At 45.4% G+C, this 15,263-nt stretch carries 16 protein-coding genes and 1 riboswitch; of the genes, 2 read left to right on the plus strand and 14 right to left on the minus strand.

What is annotated here, in order from left to right:
* Positions 1-165 precede the first annotated feature (165 nt).
* Positions 166-657, plus strand: a complete 492-nt coding sequence (locus CU635_RS24360; RefSeq protein ID WP_373270835.1) for a YgaP family membrane protein — start codon at positions 166-168, stop codon at positions 655-657.
* A 172-nt stretch (positions 658-829) separates the two neighbouring features.
* Complete coding sequence (locus CU635_RS24220) at positions 830-919, plus strand: EYxxD motif small membrane protein (RefSeq protein ID WP_342751462.1); 90 nt, start codon at positions 830-832, stop codon at positions 917-919.
* Here CU635_RS24220 and purD read toward each other — a convergent pair.
* The 14 genes from purD to CU635_RS15555 form a co-directional block, all read right to left on the minus strand.
* Positions 897-2,168, minus strand: a complete 1,272-nt coding sequence (purD, locus tag CU635_RS15490) for a phosphoribosylamine--glycine ligase (RefSeq protein WP_101578290.1) — start codon at positions 2,166-2,168, stop codon at positions 897-899. The genes CU635_RS24220 and purD overlap by 23 nt on opposite strands.
* A 20-nt stretch (positions 2,169-2,188) precedes the next feature.
* Positions 2,189-3,724, minus strand: coding sequence for a bifunctional phosphoribosylaminoimidazolecarboxamide formyltransferase/IMP cyclohydrolase (gene purH, locus CU635_RS15495; protein ID WP_101578291.1), 1,536 nt, complete (start codon positions 3,722-3,724; stop codon positions 2,189-2,191).
* A complete protein-coding gene (purN, locus tag CU635_RS15500; RefSeq protein WP_101578292.1) occupies positions 3,721-4,302 on the minus strand; it encodes a phosphoribosylglycinamide formyltransferase in 582 nt (193 codons plus the stop codon). Before purN ends, purH begins: the two co-directional genes overlap by 4 nt.
* 14 nt (positions 4,303-4,316) lie before the next feature.
* A complete protein-coding gene (purM, locus tag CU635_RS15505) occupies positions 4,317-5,345 on the minus strand; it encodes a phosphoribosylformylglycinamidine cyclo-ligase (protein ID WP_101578293.1) in 1,029 nt (342 codons plus the stop codon).
* A gap of 91 nt (positions 5,346-5,436) precedes the next feature.
* A complete protein-coding gene (purF, locus tag CU635_RS15510) occupies positions 5,437-6,852 on the minus strand; it encodes an amidophosphoribosyltransferase (protein ID WP_101578294.1) in 1,416 nt (471 codons plus the stop codon).
* Positions 6,837-9,053: a phosphoribosylformylglycinamidine synthase subunit PurL gene (gene purL / locus CU635_RS15515; protein ID WP_101578295.1), complete on the minus strand. Its 2,217-nt coding sequence runs from the start codon at positions 9,051-9,053 to the stop codon at positions 6,837-6,839. Before purL ends, purF begins: the two co-directional genes overlap by 16 nt.
* Complete coding sequence (purQ, locus tag CU635_RS15520) at positions 9,037-9,723, minus strand: phosphoribosylformylglycinamidine synthase subunit PurQ (protein WP_101578296.1); 687 nt, start codon at positions 9,721-9,723, stop codon at positions 9,037-9,039. The genes purL and purQ overlap by 17 nt, the downstream gene beginning before the upstream one ends.
* Entirely contained in the window at positions 9,720-9,974 is a 255-nt protein-coding gene (purS, locus tag CU635_RS15525) for a phosphoribosylformylglycinamidine synthase subunit PurS (protein ID WP_101578297.1), read from the minus strand. The genes purQ and purS overlap by 4 nt, the downstream gene beginning before the upstream one ends.
* A gap of 1 nt (position 9,975) precedes the next feature.
* Positions 9,976-10,686: a phosphoribosylaminoimidazolesuccinocarboxamide synthase gene (gene purC / locus CU635_RS15530; RefSeq protein ID WP_101578298.1), complete on the minus strand. Its 711-nt coding sequence runs from the start codon at positions 10,684-10,686 to the stop codon at positions 9,976-9,978.
* 91 nt (positions 10,687-10,777) lie between these two features.
* Positions 10,778-12,070 carry an adenylosuccinate lyase gene (purB, locus tag CU635_RS15535; protein ID WP_101578299.1) on the minus strand — a complete coding sequence of 431 codons (1,293 nt, stop codon included), beginning with the start codon at positions 12,068-12,070 and terminating at the stop codon, positions 10,778-10,780.
* A 4-nt stretch (positions 12,071-12,074) separates the two neighbouring features.
* The gene (gene purK / locus CU635_RS15540; protein WP_180956480.1) at positions 12,075-13,229 is read right to left on the minus strand and encodes a 5-(carboxyamino)imidazole ribonucleotide synthase; all 1,155 of its coding nucleotides are present in this window, start codon (positions 13,227-13,229) and stop codon (positions 12,075-12,077) included.
* Positions 13,213-13,704 (minus strand): 5-(carboxyamino)imidazole ribonucleotide mutase, encoded by a 492-nt coding sequence (purE, locus tag CU635_RS15545; RefSeq protein WP_101578300.1) that lies wholly within the window; start codon positions 13,702-13,704, stop codon positions 13,213-13,215. The genes purK and purE overlap by 17 nt, the downstream gene beginning before the upstream one ends.
* Positions 13,705-13,847: 143 nt before the next feature.
* A riboswitch (purine riboswitch) is annotated at positions 13,848-13,949 on the minus strand.
* Positions 13,950-14,044: 95 nt separating this feature from the next.
* Complete coding sequence (locus CU635_RS15550) at positions 14,045-14,248, minus strand: NETI motif-containing protein (protein WP_101578301.1); 204 nt, start codon at positions 14,246-14,248, stop codon at positions 14,045-14,047.
* Positions 14,245-14,766: a DUF2179 domain-containing protein gene (locus tag CU635_RS15555; protein WP_180955582.1), complete on the minus strand. Its 522-nt coding sequence runs from the start codon at positions 14,764-14,766 to the stop codon at positions 14,245-14,247. Before CU635_RS15555 ends, CU635_RS15550 begins: the two co-directional genes overlap by 4 nt.
* Positions 14,767-15,263 lie beyond the last annotated feature (497 nt).

A 15,263-nucleotide genomic window follows, 5' to 3' on the forward strand; every position in this document is an offset into this window, starting at 1 on the left:
CAATTCCCTCCTTGCACTTTACTGTTGATTATATGGATAAGTTAGAAAAGGTGTTTTAAGAAAACCCTTACAAAAAGGTTTTGTTATATACTAACATACTTCACTGTTTAGCACATTAAAGAATTAGTAAATAATGTGAAAAAATTTATGAAGGGGCGTCCAAACATGAAAGTAACACCTAATATTGGGATTATCAATGCTTTAATTAGAATAACGGTCGGATTGACTATTCTTTCGTGGAGCACTGCCAAGCTTGTAAAAAAGCCGCGGCGCGATTCATATTTAGTGATGGCTATGCTCGGAGGAATGAAGGTGGCAGAAGGAATTGTCCGCTTCTGTCCAGTTACCGCTCTCTTCGAAAACAGACAAGAAAATATGCAAAATCGTGATAACCGTTCACAGCAAAATACAAAGGAATATGGGGACAACCGGACAAAGCAGAAGATCACGCAAAACAACGGAAACGACTCACAACAGGATACAAAGGAAAACGGAGACAATCATACAAAGCAGAAGATCACGCAAAGCAACGGAAACGATTCACAACAGGATGCAAAACAAAGTAAAGATATCAAACAAATCCAGGAAAAAATCGCAGCAGGCGGAGACATCAAAAAGGAAATGATCGACCAGCTGTTGCAGGACAATCCACTATAGAAAATGTAGTGTCCATACTTTGCTATAAAACCAAAACTATCTTGGCATAGCGATCATGAAAACTATTAATAGCAGCCAACGCTATAGCTTAACATAGATAAAGCCTGCCACTATCAGGGCAGGCTCTGTATAAAAGGAGTTGACAGTAATGTTCCTTGAATACATCAGTGACATGTTGTTTGTGCTGATCGCTTTAATAGGCAGTATCGTGGCCCTTTTATATGTTTATGTTCGTAAAACTAAGAAGAGACGGAGCCGATAGCTTTGTGGCCTATATCTTTACGGTAAAAAACGCCTTCGCCTTTTAATCTCCCTAGTCCGAGATAAACTTTCGTTTGGGCGTCCTTTAATGTATCACCTTTCGCAGCGGCCAAAAATACACGTCCTCCGTTTGTTCGATACTCTCCGGACCCATCTTTTTCAGTTCCGGCATGAAAGACTAACACTTCCTCTTGCACTTGCTCAAGCCCTGTTAAAACAGTTCCACTTTTATATTCACCAGGGTAGCCTTCTGCCGCAACCACGACCCCGACCATCGCCTTTTCATCCCAGTCCACTTCAGGTGTTTCCCCGTGAAGGAGTGAGAGGATTACCTCAACAAGATCTGATTTCATTCTCGGCAAAACCACCTGTGTTTCTGGATCTCCAAAACGGGCATTAAATTCAATCACCTTCGGGCCTTTATTCGTCAAAATCAGCCCTGCATAAAGGATGCCGCAAAAGCTTTTATCTTCGTTGACAAGTGCCCTGGCGGCCGGCTTCAAAATTGTTTCAACGGCTAAATCGATTGTTTCTTTACCAATTTGCGGCACCGGTGAATAAGCGCCCATTCCGCCTGTATTCGGGCCTTTATCTCCATCAAAAGCGCGCTTATGATCCTGGGCTATTTCGAGCGGGACGACAATTTCCCCGTTGACAAGCGCCATAAGAGAGAACTCTTCACCATCAAGAAATTCTTCGATTACAACGGTCGCTGAGGCTGCACCAAATTTTTCATTCAACATCATATCTTTAATGCTCTGCAGCGCTTCTTCCATTGTAAAAGCGACTGTAACGCCTTTCCCGGCTGCCAGCCCATCCGCCTTAATGACAATCGGGGCACCCTTTTCCTCAATATACGCCTTCGCGTCCTCATAGTTTGAAAACGTATTGTAATCTCCGGTTGGAATATTGTATTTTTTCATCAGGTCCTTTGCAAATGACTTGCTTCCTTCAATGATCGCAGCAGCTTTTTTCGGGCCAAAAACCGGGAGTCCCGCGTCGGCAAACCGGTCTGCAAGTCCTGCAAGCAAAGGAATCTCCGGACCGATAATCGTCAGGCCAATGCCTTCCTCTTTCGCAAATTGGAGCAGCTTTTCCTGGTTGCTTTCATCAATGGGCAAGCATGTTGCTGTATCAGCCATCCCCTCACTGCCCGGTGCTGCAAATACCTGCTCGACAAGTCGACTTTCGGAAACCTTTCGGCAGATAGCATGCTCCCGTCCACCTCTTCCAATCACCAATACTTTCATATGTGCACCTCCAAAAAGACTCAATGTTTGAAATGCCTGATACCTGTGAATACCATTGCGATTCCGTACTCGTCCGCCTTTTTAATCGAATCTTGATCTTTAATGGAGCCGCCAGGCTGGATAATCGCAGTAATACCTGCCTTGGCCGCCGCTTCGACCGTATCGTCCATTGGAAAAAATGCATCGGATGCCAGTATCGCTCCATTGGCTCTTGCACCTGCTTGTTCGAGCGCAATTTTAGCCGCACCGACCCGGTTCATTTGTCCGGCACCGATTCCGAGCGTCATGTCATCTCCTGCAACGACGATCGCATTTGATTTGACGTGCTTGACAACCTTCCAGCCCAGCTTCAATGCCCGCCACTCTTCTTCAGACGGCTGTCTTTTTGTAGGCACAGAAAGTTCAGCATCGTCAATGGTATGGAGGTCCTGGTCTTGAACGAGCAGCCCGCCTTCAATCGACGACAGTTTTACTTCCGGCTGCCCATTTCCTGCGAACGGGATCGATAACAGGCGAAGATTCTTTTTGCCTGTTAAAATCTGAAGCGCTTCGGGCGAAAATCCCGGAGCAATGACAATTTCTAAAAAGATCTCGTGAAGCTTGGCCGCTGTTTTCGCATCGACCTCACGATTTAACGCGATAATCCCGCCAAAGATCGAAACCGGATCAGCCGCAAATGCCCTTTCAAACGCAGTAAACACACTGTCACCTGTGCCGACTCCGCATGGATTCATATGCTTGACGGCAACAGCAGCAGGTTCGGAAAATTCCTTCACAATTTGCAAAGCGGCATCTGCATCATTGATGTTGTTATAGGATAGCTCTTTGCCGTGCAGCTGGTTTGCCTTTGCGATTGAAAAGTTTGAACCGAGCGGTTTGCTGTAGAATGACGCTTTTTGATGCGGATTTTCCCCGTAGCGCAGCTGTTGCTTTAGCTCATAAGTGACGGTCAGCTTCTCCGGGTTCTGCTCATCAACTAGCTCGGTCATATACGAGGCAATCATTGCGTCATAGCTGGCTGTGTGGCGGAAAACCTTGGCAGCAAGCTTTCGGCGTGTTTCGTGGCTCACTTCTCCCTGCCGCAGTTCATCAAGCACGAGTTCGTAATCAGCAGGATCAACGACGACCGTAATCGATTCATGGTTCTTTGCCGAAGCACGCAGCATTGCCGGACCGCCAATATCGATGTTTTCAATCGCGTCATCAACGGTTACACCTGGTTTAGCGATCGTTTGCTGGAAAGGATAAAGATTGACGCAGACAAGCTGGATCGGCTCAATTTGATGTTCTGCAAGCTGCTTCACATGGCCTTCATCATCATGCTTTGCGAGAAGGCCGCCATGAATTTTTGGATGAAGAGTCTTGACCCGTCCTTCGAGGATTTCAGGAAAACCAGTAATATCACTGACACCCATAACAGGAATACCGTTTTCCTGAAGAGTCTTTTTCGTTCCGCCCGTTGAAATAATTTCGTATCCGAGCTCTGAGAGGCTCTTTGCAAACACTGTGAGATTGCTTTTATCCGAAACGCTGATTAATGCCCGTTTTTTAGTCATTGCTTTTCCTCCCCCGCTGTGAATAGCTCATGTAAAATTTGTGGATACAGCTCATGTTCGATCTTTTGGATTTTTTCCTGGAGGCTTTCCCTCGTGTCATCCGCACTGACCCCGACTGCCTGCTGGGCAATGATCGGTCCTGTGTCCATGCCTGCATCGACAAAGTGAATCGTTACCCCGCTCATTTTCACCCTCGCTTTAAGTGCTTGCCCGATCGCGTCTTTTCCCGTAAAGGCTGGCAAGAGCGATGGATGAATATTGACGATCTTCCCTTCAAAATCGCTTAGCAGAACAGCGCCGATTAATCTCATGTAGCCCGCCAGGATCACGAATTCAACGCCGAGCTCATTAAGCCTGAAGAGAATTTCCTTTTCATAGTCTGCCTTGCTCGCATAATCCTTTGCGCTAAATACAAACTGGGGAATGCCCGCTTTTTTTGCCCGTTCGATAGCAAAGGCATTCTCTCTGTCACAGACGAGCAGCTTGATCGATGCATCCACTTTTCCTGCCTCGACCGCATCGATGATCGCCTGAAAATTACTGCCGTTTCCGGAAGCAAACACCGCGATGTTTTTCATGTTCAACCTCCGTATTATATGTGGATTTTAATCCCTTTCCGATCGGATACCGTGCCAATTCGATAGGCGTTTTCACCGGCTTCGTTAAAGTGGACAAGCAGCGCTTCCGCTTCCTTTTCAGCCACTGCAATCACCATGCCGATTCCCATATTAAAAATATTGAACATCTCCGACCGCTGGAGTTTTCCTTCTTTTTCAAGCAAATCAAAAATAGGCAATACTGGCCATGTACCAGCTGTGATCTCTGCGCCAAGGCCTTCCGGGAGCATGCGGGGAATATTTTCAATAAAGCCACCGCCGGTAATATGGGCGAGCCCTTTAATTTGAAATTTTTTGATCGCCGCCAAGATCGATTTTACATATATTTTCGTCGGGCGCAGCAGCTCTTCGCCCAAAGTACAGCCTAATTCGTTCACATCATCCTTAAGAGAAAGTTTGGCATCCTGCAACAATATCTTTCTGACAAGCGAGTAACCATTGCTATGGATTCCGCTCGAGGCGAGCCCAATCAACACATCACCGGATGTAATCTTCTCACCGGTAATGATGTTTGCTTTTTCAACGGCTCCGACAGAAAAACCGGCAAGATCATACTCATTCTCATCATACATTCCCGGCATTTCTGCTGTCTCTCCGCCGATTAAAGCACAGCCCGCCTGCTCACAGCCGTCAGCAATTCCTTTCACAATCGCTTCAATTCTTGCCGGATCTGCCTTTCCACAAGCAATATAGTCAAGAAAATAGAGCGGCTCCGCACCCTGGACAACAATATCGTTGACACACATCGCAACAGCATCGATGCCAATCGTATCATGGCGGTCCTCCATAAACGCAAGCATCAGCTTCGTGCCGACTCCATCCGTTCCTGAAACGAGGACCGGCTCCTTTAAGTTGAGAACGGACAGGTCAAACATTCCCCCAAAGCCGCCAAGGCTGCCGATCGTACCAGCCCGCATCGTTTTTTGAACATGCTTTTTCATTCGCACGACGGCCTCATATCCGGCTTCAATATCTACACCTGCTTGTTTATAAGCGTTAGCCATTTTCGCTCCTCCTATTTTAAAAGAAAAGCGACATTCAACAATGCCGCACTCTGCCTTATTTTTTTGATGATTTCAGCTTCTGCAATCGTGATTAACAGGTGAGCTTTTTTCCAGCGTCCTGCGCAGGATAGATTTCCGTTGGGTATTTGCCAGTGAAGCAGGCAAGGCAATGGCCCCGTGTCTCTCCATCCTCATTTTTGCCAATCGCCTCTACCATTCCCTCAACGCTAAGGAACGTTAAAGAGTCTGCACCAATCTGCTTGCGGATCTCTTCAACAGAATTGCTGGAGGCAATCAATTCCTCCGATGTGGAAGTGTCAATTCCGTAAAAGCACGGATTTTTAATCGGCGGTGAACTGATCACCACATGCACCTCGAGTGCACCAGCATCCTTTAACATTGTAACGATTCGCCTGCTCGTCGTGCCGCGGACAATCGAATCATCAACCATAATGACACGTTTGCCTTCCACAACGCCGCGGACGGGAGATAGCTTCATTTTGACACCCTGTTCACGAAGCGATTGCGACGGCTGAATAAACGTCCGGCCAACATAACGATTTTTAATTAAGCCGAGTTCATATGGAATCCCTGTCGCTTCAGCGTAGCCGATCGCTACCGAAATACTCGAATCAGGAACACCTGTGACAACATCCCCCTCAATTGGCGCTTCAATCGCCAACTGTTTGCCAAGGTTTTTCCGTGCTGTATGAACATTGATACCGTGGATGTTGCTGTCGGGACGGGAAAAATAAACATATTCCATCGTGCAAATCGCCCGGTTCGTATTCATCGAGAACATTTCGGAATGAATGCCTTCATTGTTTATGATGATCAATTCACCAGGAAGCACATCACGGACAAATTCGGCACCGACAATGTCAAACGCACATGTTTCCGAAGCAACTACATAAGAATCGCCAAGCAGACCGAGCGAAAGCGGCCGCAACCCGTGCGGATCAAGGGCGATCATCATTTCTGACTCAGTCATCACCAAGAAAGCGTAAGCACCTTTTAACATTGTTAACGCATTTTTCACTTTGTCTTTTAATAAAGGGAAACCGCTTCTCTTGATTAAATGAGCAAATACCTCAGTATCGGAGCTCGTTTGAAAAATGCTGCCCTGGCCTTCAAGTTGATGCCTTAGCGCATCAGCATTGACCAGATTGCCATTATGGGCGAGAGCAAGGCTTCCCGTTTGCGAATGGAACAGCAGAGGCTGGACATTTTCGTAGCCTCCACCGCCGGCTGTCGCGTAGCGGACATGGCCGATCGCTGATCTTCCAGTCAATTCTTCCATTGCCTTGGCAGTGAAAACCTCGGTAACAAGCCCTTCGCCTTTGACGCCTTTCAGAACCTCACCGTCTGTTGTGACGATGCCGGTTCCTTCCTGGCCGCGGTGCTGGAGGCTGTGCAATCCATAGTACGTAATCTGCGAAGCATTTTCATGTCCCCAGACGCCAAATACGCCGCATTCTTCGTTTAATCCTCTTATTTCAGCAAGCATGGAATCGCTCCTTTCCAGGCTTCTTCTAGTGATTTTGTGTTTACCTTTAAGACGTCGCCTTCAGCTGATTCGATTTTCAATTCAGCTGATTCTGTCACAAATCCAACAAGGCTTGCTGCAACGATTTTTTCAAAAGCTTCCTGATCCTCTTTTTTCACAGACACTAAAAAGCGTGATTGTGACTCGCTGAAAAGGGCTGAAATGATATCTCCTGAAACGTTCACTTCTGCGCCTAAACGGTCTGTGCCGATCAAGCTTTCCGCAATGGCAACAGCCAAACCGCCTTCGGCAATATCGTGCGCCGAGGCAACAAGTCCAGCACGGATTGCTTTAAGCAGCTGATCTTGGCGTTGTTGCTCGATTTCAATATTTAATTCGGGCGCTTTTCCAAAAATCTTTCCATATTGAAGCTTTTGCAGCTCACTGCCGCCAAATTCAGGTTTCGTCTCACCTAGTACGTAAATCAAATCTCCGGAATTTTTAAAGTGCTGAGTGGTTATATGGTCAACATCTTCGACAAGACCAACCATGCCGACAACCGGTGTTGGGTAAACAGCATTCCCGTTTGTTTCGTTGTACAAAGAGACATTACCGCCAATAACCGGTGTGTTCAATACCCGGCAAGCCTCGCTCATTCCATCGACCGCTTTTTCAAGCTGCCAGAAAATCTCCGGCTTCTCCGGGTTGCCAAAGTTAAGGCAGTCCGTAATCGCGAGTGGCTCTGCCCCGGAACAAACAATATTTCGCGCTGCTTCGGCGACAGCAATTTTCCCACCTGTTTCAGGATCTAAATATAGAAAGCGGGAGTTGCAATCAGTCGTCATTGCAAGGGCTTTACGCGTGCCACGAATTCGGACAACCGCTGCATCCGATCCCGGTGCAACAACCGTGCTTGTACGGACCATATAGTCATACTGGTCGTAAACCCATTCTTTGCTGGCGATCGTCGGCTGCTTTAAGAGCTGCAACAACGTCTCTCTATAATCTTCAACCGCAGGAACTTCATTATCCATCGCCTGGAACTCTCGGAAATATTCCGGTTCCATTGATGGCTTATGATAAACCGGTGCCTCTTCCGCTAAAGCATCAACCGGAACTTCAGCAACCGTTTCGCCTTTATGAATCAAGCGCAGCATTTTATCATCGGTAACGGTGCCGATTGCCACTGCTTCAAGCTCATATTTCGAAATTAACGCGGTGATTTCGTGCTCTCTTCCTTTTTCAACGACAATCAGCATCCGCTCCTGTGATTCAGACAGCATCATTTCATATGCCGTCATACCCGTTTCACGCTGCGGAACCAGGTCAAGATCCATCTCAATGCCTGATCCTGCTTTACTTGCCATTTCAGCAGAAGAACTCGTCAATCCTGCAGCCCCCATATCCTGAATGCCAATAAGCGCGTCAGACTGGATGATGTCAAGACATGCTTCAAGGAGAAGTTTCTCCATAAACGGATCGCCAACTTGCACAGCGGGGCGCTTCTCTTCCGACTGTTCGTTCAACTCTTCCGATGCAAACGTAGCACCGTGGATACCGTCGCGGCCCGTTTTGGCACCGACATACATAACCGTATTGCCGACTCCATGTGCCTGTCCTTTTTTAATATCTTTATGATCAATTAGACCGACACACATTGCGTTAACAAGCGGATTCCCATCATAGGAAGCATCAAATTGCACTTCTCCGCCGACTGTTGGAATTCCGATGCAGTTTCCGTATCCGGCAATCCCGGCTACCACTTCTTTAAAAAGATAGCGAACGCGGGCAGAATCCAGTTCTCCAAAGCGTAAAGAGTTAAGGAGGGCGATCGGTCTTGCTCCCATCGAGAATACATCGCGGATAATTCCACCGACACCCGTTGCGGCCCCCTGGTATGGTTCAATCGCAGATGGGTGGTTGTGGCTTTCAATTTTAAAAACAACCGCCTGCTGATCACCGATATCAACGATTCCGGCTCCTTCTCCGGGACCCTGCAGCACTCTTTGACCCGTTGTCGGAAACTTCCTTAAAACCGGTTTTGAATTTTTGTAGCTGCAATGCTCCGACCACATAACCGAAAACAAGCCAGTCTCTGTATAATTTGGTGTCCTTCCAAGAATTTTTTCAACCATCGCAAACTCGTCATCCGACAAACCCATTTGCTGATAAATTTTCTCATGTTTTATTTGTTGGGGACTTGGCTCAAGCATTAACAACATGTGCTTCCCTCCAATGTTTTACGATCGATTGAAAAAGTTTCAAACCGTCGGCGCCGCCAAGTAGCGGGTCAACTGCCCGCTCTGGATGCGGCATCATTCCAAGAACATTTCCTTTTTTATTTATGATTCCGGCGATATCCTCGAGACTGCCATTCGGATTTGTGCCGCTGTACGTAAACACAATCTGATTATTCTTTTTTAAGCTTGCCAGAGTTTCCTCGTCGCAATAATAGTTTCCTTCTCCATGGGCAATCGGAATTGTCATTATTTCCTCTTTGCCATATGCCGATGAAAACATCGTTTTGTTATTTTCAACCTTTAACCGCACTGGCCTGCACATAAATTTCAGGCTTTCATTCCGTCTCATCGCCCCTGGCAGCAGTCCTGCTTCCAGCAAGATTTGAAAACCGTTGCAGACACCAAGAACCGGCTTTCCTGCTTCAGCCGCATTGACTACTTCCTTCATGACATTGCTGAAACGTGCTATCGCCCCTGAGCGTAAATAATCCCCATAAGAGAAACCGCCCGGCAGCAAAATTCCGTCATACCCGGCTAAACTTTCCGTATCATGCCAGACATATTCTGCTTCTTCGCCAAGCTCATCCTTGATGGCGTGGTACATGTCAACATCACAATTGGATCCCGGAAATACGATTACCGCAAACCTCATTGGTTGACACACTCCTCTATTTCGTATCGATAATCTTCAATGACCGGGTTAGCGAGGATCTTGTTGCAAATCTCCTTAACGATTTCTTCAACATCGCGATCCGTTTTTCCAATCGTAACTTCCATGTATTTTCCGATCCGCAGATCAGCAACTTCGTTATATCCTAAAGAATGGAGCGAATGCTCAACCGCTTTCCCCTGCGGATCCAATACACTTTCGCGAAGAGTCACATACACTTTTACCTTATACATTCTATCTGCCTCCCAGTCTCGTTAAAATGTTCTCATACGCTGTTGCCAGATCCCCCAAATCACGGCGGAATACATCCTTATCAAGCTTTTCATTCGTCTCCATATCCCACAGTCTGCATGTATCCGGAGAAATTTCATCTGCCAATAAAATATGGCCTTGCTTGTCTTTTCCAAATTCAAGTTTAAAATCGATAAGGCGTACACCTAATTCTGCAAAAAAACTTGATAAAACGGCATTCACTTCAAGAGCCTTTTCTTTTAAAAGCTCTATTTCCTGCTTCGTCGCCAATCCCAGCTCAAGGATATGGTCGTCAGTTACAATCGGATCACCCAGCTCATCATCTTTTAAATAAAACTCGACAAGCGGCTTAGATAAAGGTTTCCCTTCTTCAACACCAAGCCTTTTTGAAAAACTCCCTGCCGCCGCATTGCGGACAACCGTTTCAAGCGGAATAATCGTCACTTTGCGAACGATCTGCTCAGTTTCCGATAATCGTTCGACAAAATGAGATGCAATTCCCCGCTCTTGAAGCTTTGAAAACAGTAAACTCGTAATCTCATTATTTAAACGGCCTTTCCCGGCAATGATAGCCTTTTTTTCTCCGTTGAAGGCTGTAGCTGAATCTTTGTACTCAATCCAAACTAAGTCATTCTCGTCTGTACTATAAATTTTTTTAGCCTTTCCTTCGTACAACAGCTCTCTTTTTTCCATGAAAGGAGCCTCCTTTAACTTCGAAAATTGGGAATCTTCAGTATTACAAATTCTTCGCCAGCAGCCTGCATGTTAGTGCTGGCGAATTTTTTTATAAGCCTACTCGTTCAAAAATCGTGTTCACATGCTGCAAGTGGTAGTTGTAGTCGAAACAGTCATTAATTTCCGCCGCCGAAAGCTTTGCAGTAATTTTGTCATCCGCTTCAATTAGCGTGCGGAAAGGTACTTGTTTTTCCCATGCTTCCATTGCCTTTGGCTGTACAGTATCATAAGCTTCTTCACGGGAAAGCCCCTTATTAATCAAAGCAAGCAACACACGTTGCGAATAAATCAGCCCGAGGGTCCGATCCATATTCCGTTTCATATTTTCCGGATAAACGGTTAAATTCTTTACGATGTTACCAAAGCGGTTCAGCATATAGTTCAAGGCAATTGTTGCATCAGGCAGGATAATCCGCTCTGCTGATGAATGCGAGATATCGCGCTCATGCCATAAAGGAACGTTTTCATAAGCAGTCATCATATAACCGCGGATGACTCTTGCCAGGCCAGTCATATTTTCCGAACCAATTGGGTTGCGTTTATGTGGCATCGCAGAGGACCCTTTTTGCCCCTTCGCAAAAAATTCTTCCACTTCGCGGGTCTCACTTTTTTGCAGCCCACGGATTTCAACAGCAAATTTTTCTATCGACGTTGCAATTAACGCAAGCGTCGACATGTAGTGTGCATGCCTGTCGCGCTGCAGTGTTTGCGTTGAAACAGGAGCTGGCTCAAGTCCGAGCTTTTCGCATACATACTTTTCAACGAATGGATCAATGTTTGCATATGTGCCGACTGCCCCGGAAATTTTCCCGAATTCCACGCCGGCAGCTGCCTGCTTAAAGCGTTCAAGGTTTCGCTTCATCTCTTCATACCAGAGCGCAAGCTTCAATCCAAAAGTGGTTGGCTCTGCATGAACACCATGTGTCCGGCCCATCATCACAGTAAATTTATGTTGTTTTGCTTTATTTTTTATAATCTCAACAAACGCTTCGAGATCTTTTAAAATGATCGAATTGGCCTGCTTTAGTAAATATGATAAGGCCGTATCAACAACATCAGTAGAAGTAAGCCCGTAATGAACCCACTTCCGCTCTTCACCCAGCGTTTCCGATACCGCCCGGGTAAAAGCGACGACATCATGTCTTGTCTCTTCTTCAATCTCTTTAATCCGATCGACATTAAAAGACGCATTTTCCCTGATTTTCTGCACATCAGCTTTCGGTATCTCTCCAAGCTCTGCCCATGCTTCACAAGCAAGAATCTCCACTTCAAGCCATGCTCTAAAACGGTTTTCTTCCGTCCATATTGCCCCCATCTCCGGGCGGGTATAGCGTTCAATCATATATTTAGCCTCCGATTTTTTCAGTCACATTGTTCCATAATCCACATTGTTCTGCTTCCTGTAGCGCATCATCTGTTGAATCGCGCAAAATGGTCACGTGACCCATCTTCCGTTTGAACTTCGCATCTTTTTTTCCATATAAATGAATTTTCCAATCAGGAAGTTCTGGAATTTTTTCAAGAATCTGCGCCTGATGTTCTCCTAATATATTGACCATTACTGCTGGTTTTAATAGCTTTGTACTCCCTAAAGGCCAACTGCATACAGCCCTGATATGCTGTTCAAATTGCGATGTTTCACAGGCCTCAATTGTGTAATGTCCGGAGTTATGAGGTCTCGGGGCCAATTCATTAATGTAAATTTGCTCATCAGCGGTTAAAAACATTTCAACAGCGAGTGTCCCAACAAGCTTGAGAGACTCTGCGAGTTCAGTCGCTTTTTGGATAGCGTTTTTTTCAGCTTTATAACTGATTCGGGCAGGTACAATTGTTTGATGCAGAATATTGTCCTTATGGATATTCTCTCCCACCGGAAAAACAGCTGTCTCGCCTTGTTGGTTTCGAACAATAATCACCGAGATTTCCTTTTCAAAAGGAATCCATTTCTCTAACACGCAAACTCCTTTTTCAAGCAGTTTGCCAGCAGTCTCTAAATCGGCACTGCTGCGGATGACATGCTGGCCCTTTCCGTCGTAACCGCCTCTTGATGTTTTTAAAACAGCCGGGTAGCCAAGCTTTTCGATCGCAGCATATATGTCGTCCACGCTATGAATGACTGAATATGGTGCGACGTCTGCCCCTGATCGCTCAATTGCGGCCTTTTCGCTTATACGATCCTGGGTGATTTCCAGCAACCTGTTTCCTTGCGGTACATAAGCGTTTTCGCATAACCACGTTACTGCCGCAGCATTGATATTCTCAAATTCGTATGTGATCACATCACTAACTTCTGCTAATTGTTTGATCGCATCTAAATCATCGTATTCACTTGTTATTCTGTAATCTGCAACCTGTCCACATGGTGAATCCTCGGCAGGATCAAGCACAGCTATTTTGAATCCCATCGCTTTTGCTGATAAAGCCATCATTCTGCCGAGCTGGCCGCCGCCGATAATTCCGATTGTTTGCCCGGGCACAATTATTTTATAAGACAAGTTCATCACTGCTTTCCAACACGGTTTCCTTCATTTGATTCCTTAAATCAGCAAGCTTTTTACTTATTTTTTCGTCAAATGATCCTAACATCTGTGCAGCGAGCAACCCTGCATTCTTTGCTCCTGCATTGCCAATTGCCACCGTTGCCACCGGTACTCCGCCCGGCATCTGGACAATTGACAACAGAGAATCAAGTCCATTTAAAGCCTTAGACTGCACTGGTACGCCGATTACAGGCAGTACGGTTTTAGCCGCAACCATTCCCGGTAAGTGTGCAGCGCCGCCGGCTCCTGCTATAATTACCTTTAACCCTCTATCTTTAGCACTTTCCGCATATTCAAACATAAGATCCGGAGTCCGATGGGCTGAAACAACCTTTTTCTCATATGGTATTTCGAGTTGTTCGAGTACTTCACATGCGTTTTTCATTGTGTCCCAATCCGACTTGCTTCCCATAATCACACCAACGAGCGCTTTCAAGGCATTCCCTCCAGCTCATTTTTTCCATAAAAATAGCCCAAACAGACACCTATCTCAAAAATAAGAGAAAGCCGTCCGTCCGGGCATGCATTGACAAGTATAAATACATCTTTGAAAACAAAGATGTCGCAACTCGCTTACCGGGCATATTGACTTTCCCTCATAGTCCAATAATTTACGGTTATCGGGTAGAGACTTATGGGCCATATCCCCATCATTATACGAGGGTAATCATTATTTATTTTTTATTACTATCCCTATATTAACAACTATTTAACAGGATTGTCAAGTTCATTGTCGAACATTTATATATTTTTCAATGCATAATGTTCGTGTTTTACTATTGTGACGGCTTTGCTTCAAAAACAATCTGCCTGCCAGCCGGCTCGTACCCTGTCGTGTCTCCCTGGATCACTTCTTTAAAGATTGGTTTTTCAATTCTTCTTACCGGTACGTAACCAGTTTTCTTGATTCGCTCTAAACATTGATCGATGCTTTCATTTTCTTGAACCTCAAATAATTGCTTTTTCTTATTCTTGTTCATGAAAACAATTTTCCCTTCTTCACAGACTTGACCCAGAACCCGCCATAGATTGTTTTCGGTTCATAAGCAATGATAAATGCTTTTGGATCAAGTTCCTTTATCGTCTGGTACAGTTTCAACTCATATTTGCGAGGTGTTAAGATCTGCAAAGCCATCCGGTCCCCTTCCAGGCCGTTTGCGGCCCAATTTGTGACCCCGTAACCTTTTTCCCGTAACGTTTTCGGCAAATCTTTATCGTACTCCTTCGTAATGACATTAACCGTAATATATCCCAAAGCCAGTTTCTCTTCAATTTTCATCCCGACAATGACTCCGATTCCGTACCCGACGGCATAAGCAATTAAATTCTGAATCTCATTGAGATTATCCAAGACCAGGCCGAGCCCGATTACATATATTACTACTTCAACCATACTGATAAGCGCAGCTAAATAGCGCTGTCCTTTTAAAGTCAAAATCATCCTGATCGTAAAAAAGGAAACATAGACAATGTTTATGATCAGGATAATAGCAACCATCACAAAACTGTTTTCGAGCAAAATAAGCCCTCCTTTAAAAGTGAGGACTAGAGAATCCTCATTAAGGTTATATTGTACAAAAAACTGCCCTATGTTGGCGACCCTTTTCACAATATATTCCCTTGTTTATTTATGGTTATCCTTATTTTTTATAGTCATGATTCAGTTTTTAAGTGAGAAAGGAAATTTTTGGGCTGGAGAGCGTATTTTTCAGGGGAATTATGTAAAAGTATATAGCTCAAAAAAATAATTAAGCGGAGAATCCGGTGATTTGTGCGAAACTACGGGGGAATTAAGCGAAAACTTGGCTAAATTAAGCGGAAAATCCAGGAATTAAGCGATAATCTTGATTAATTAAGCGAAACGGTGTGTCGGAGTTTTCTCCGTGTCTAAAGAACAATAAAAAAAAGAACAACCATCATGGCTGTTCTTTCGTATGCGCTTGGCGGCGTCCTACTCTCACAGGGGGAAACCCCCAACTACCATCGGCGCTGAGA

The organism is Bacillus canaveralius (assembly GCF_002860125.1).
Lineage (GTDB): Bacteria > Bacillota > Bacilli > Bacillales > Cytobacillaceae > Bacillus_BJ > Bacillus_BJ canaveralius.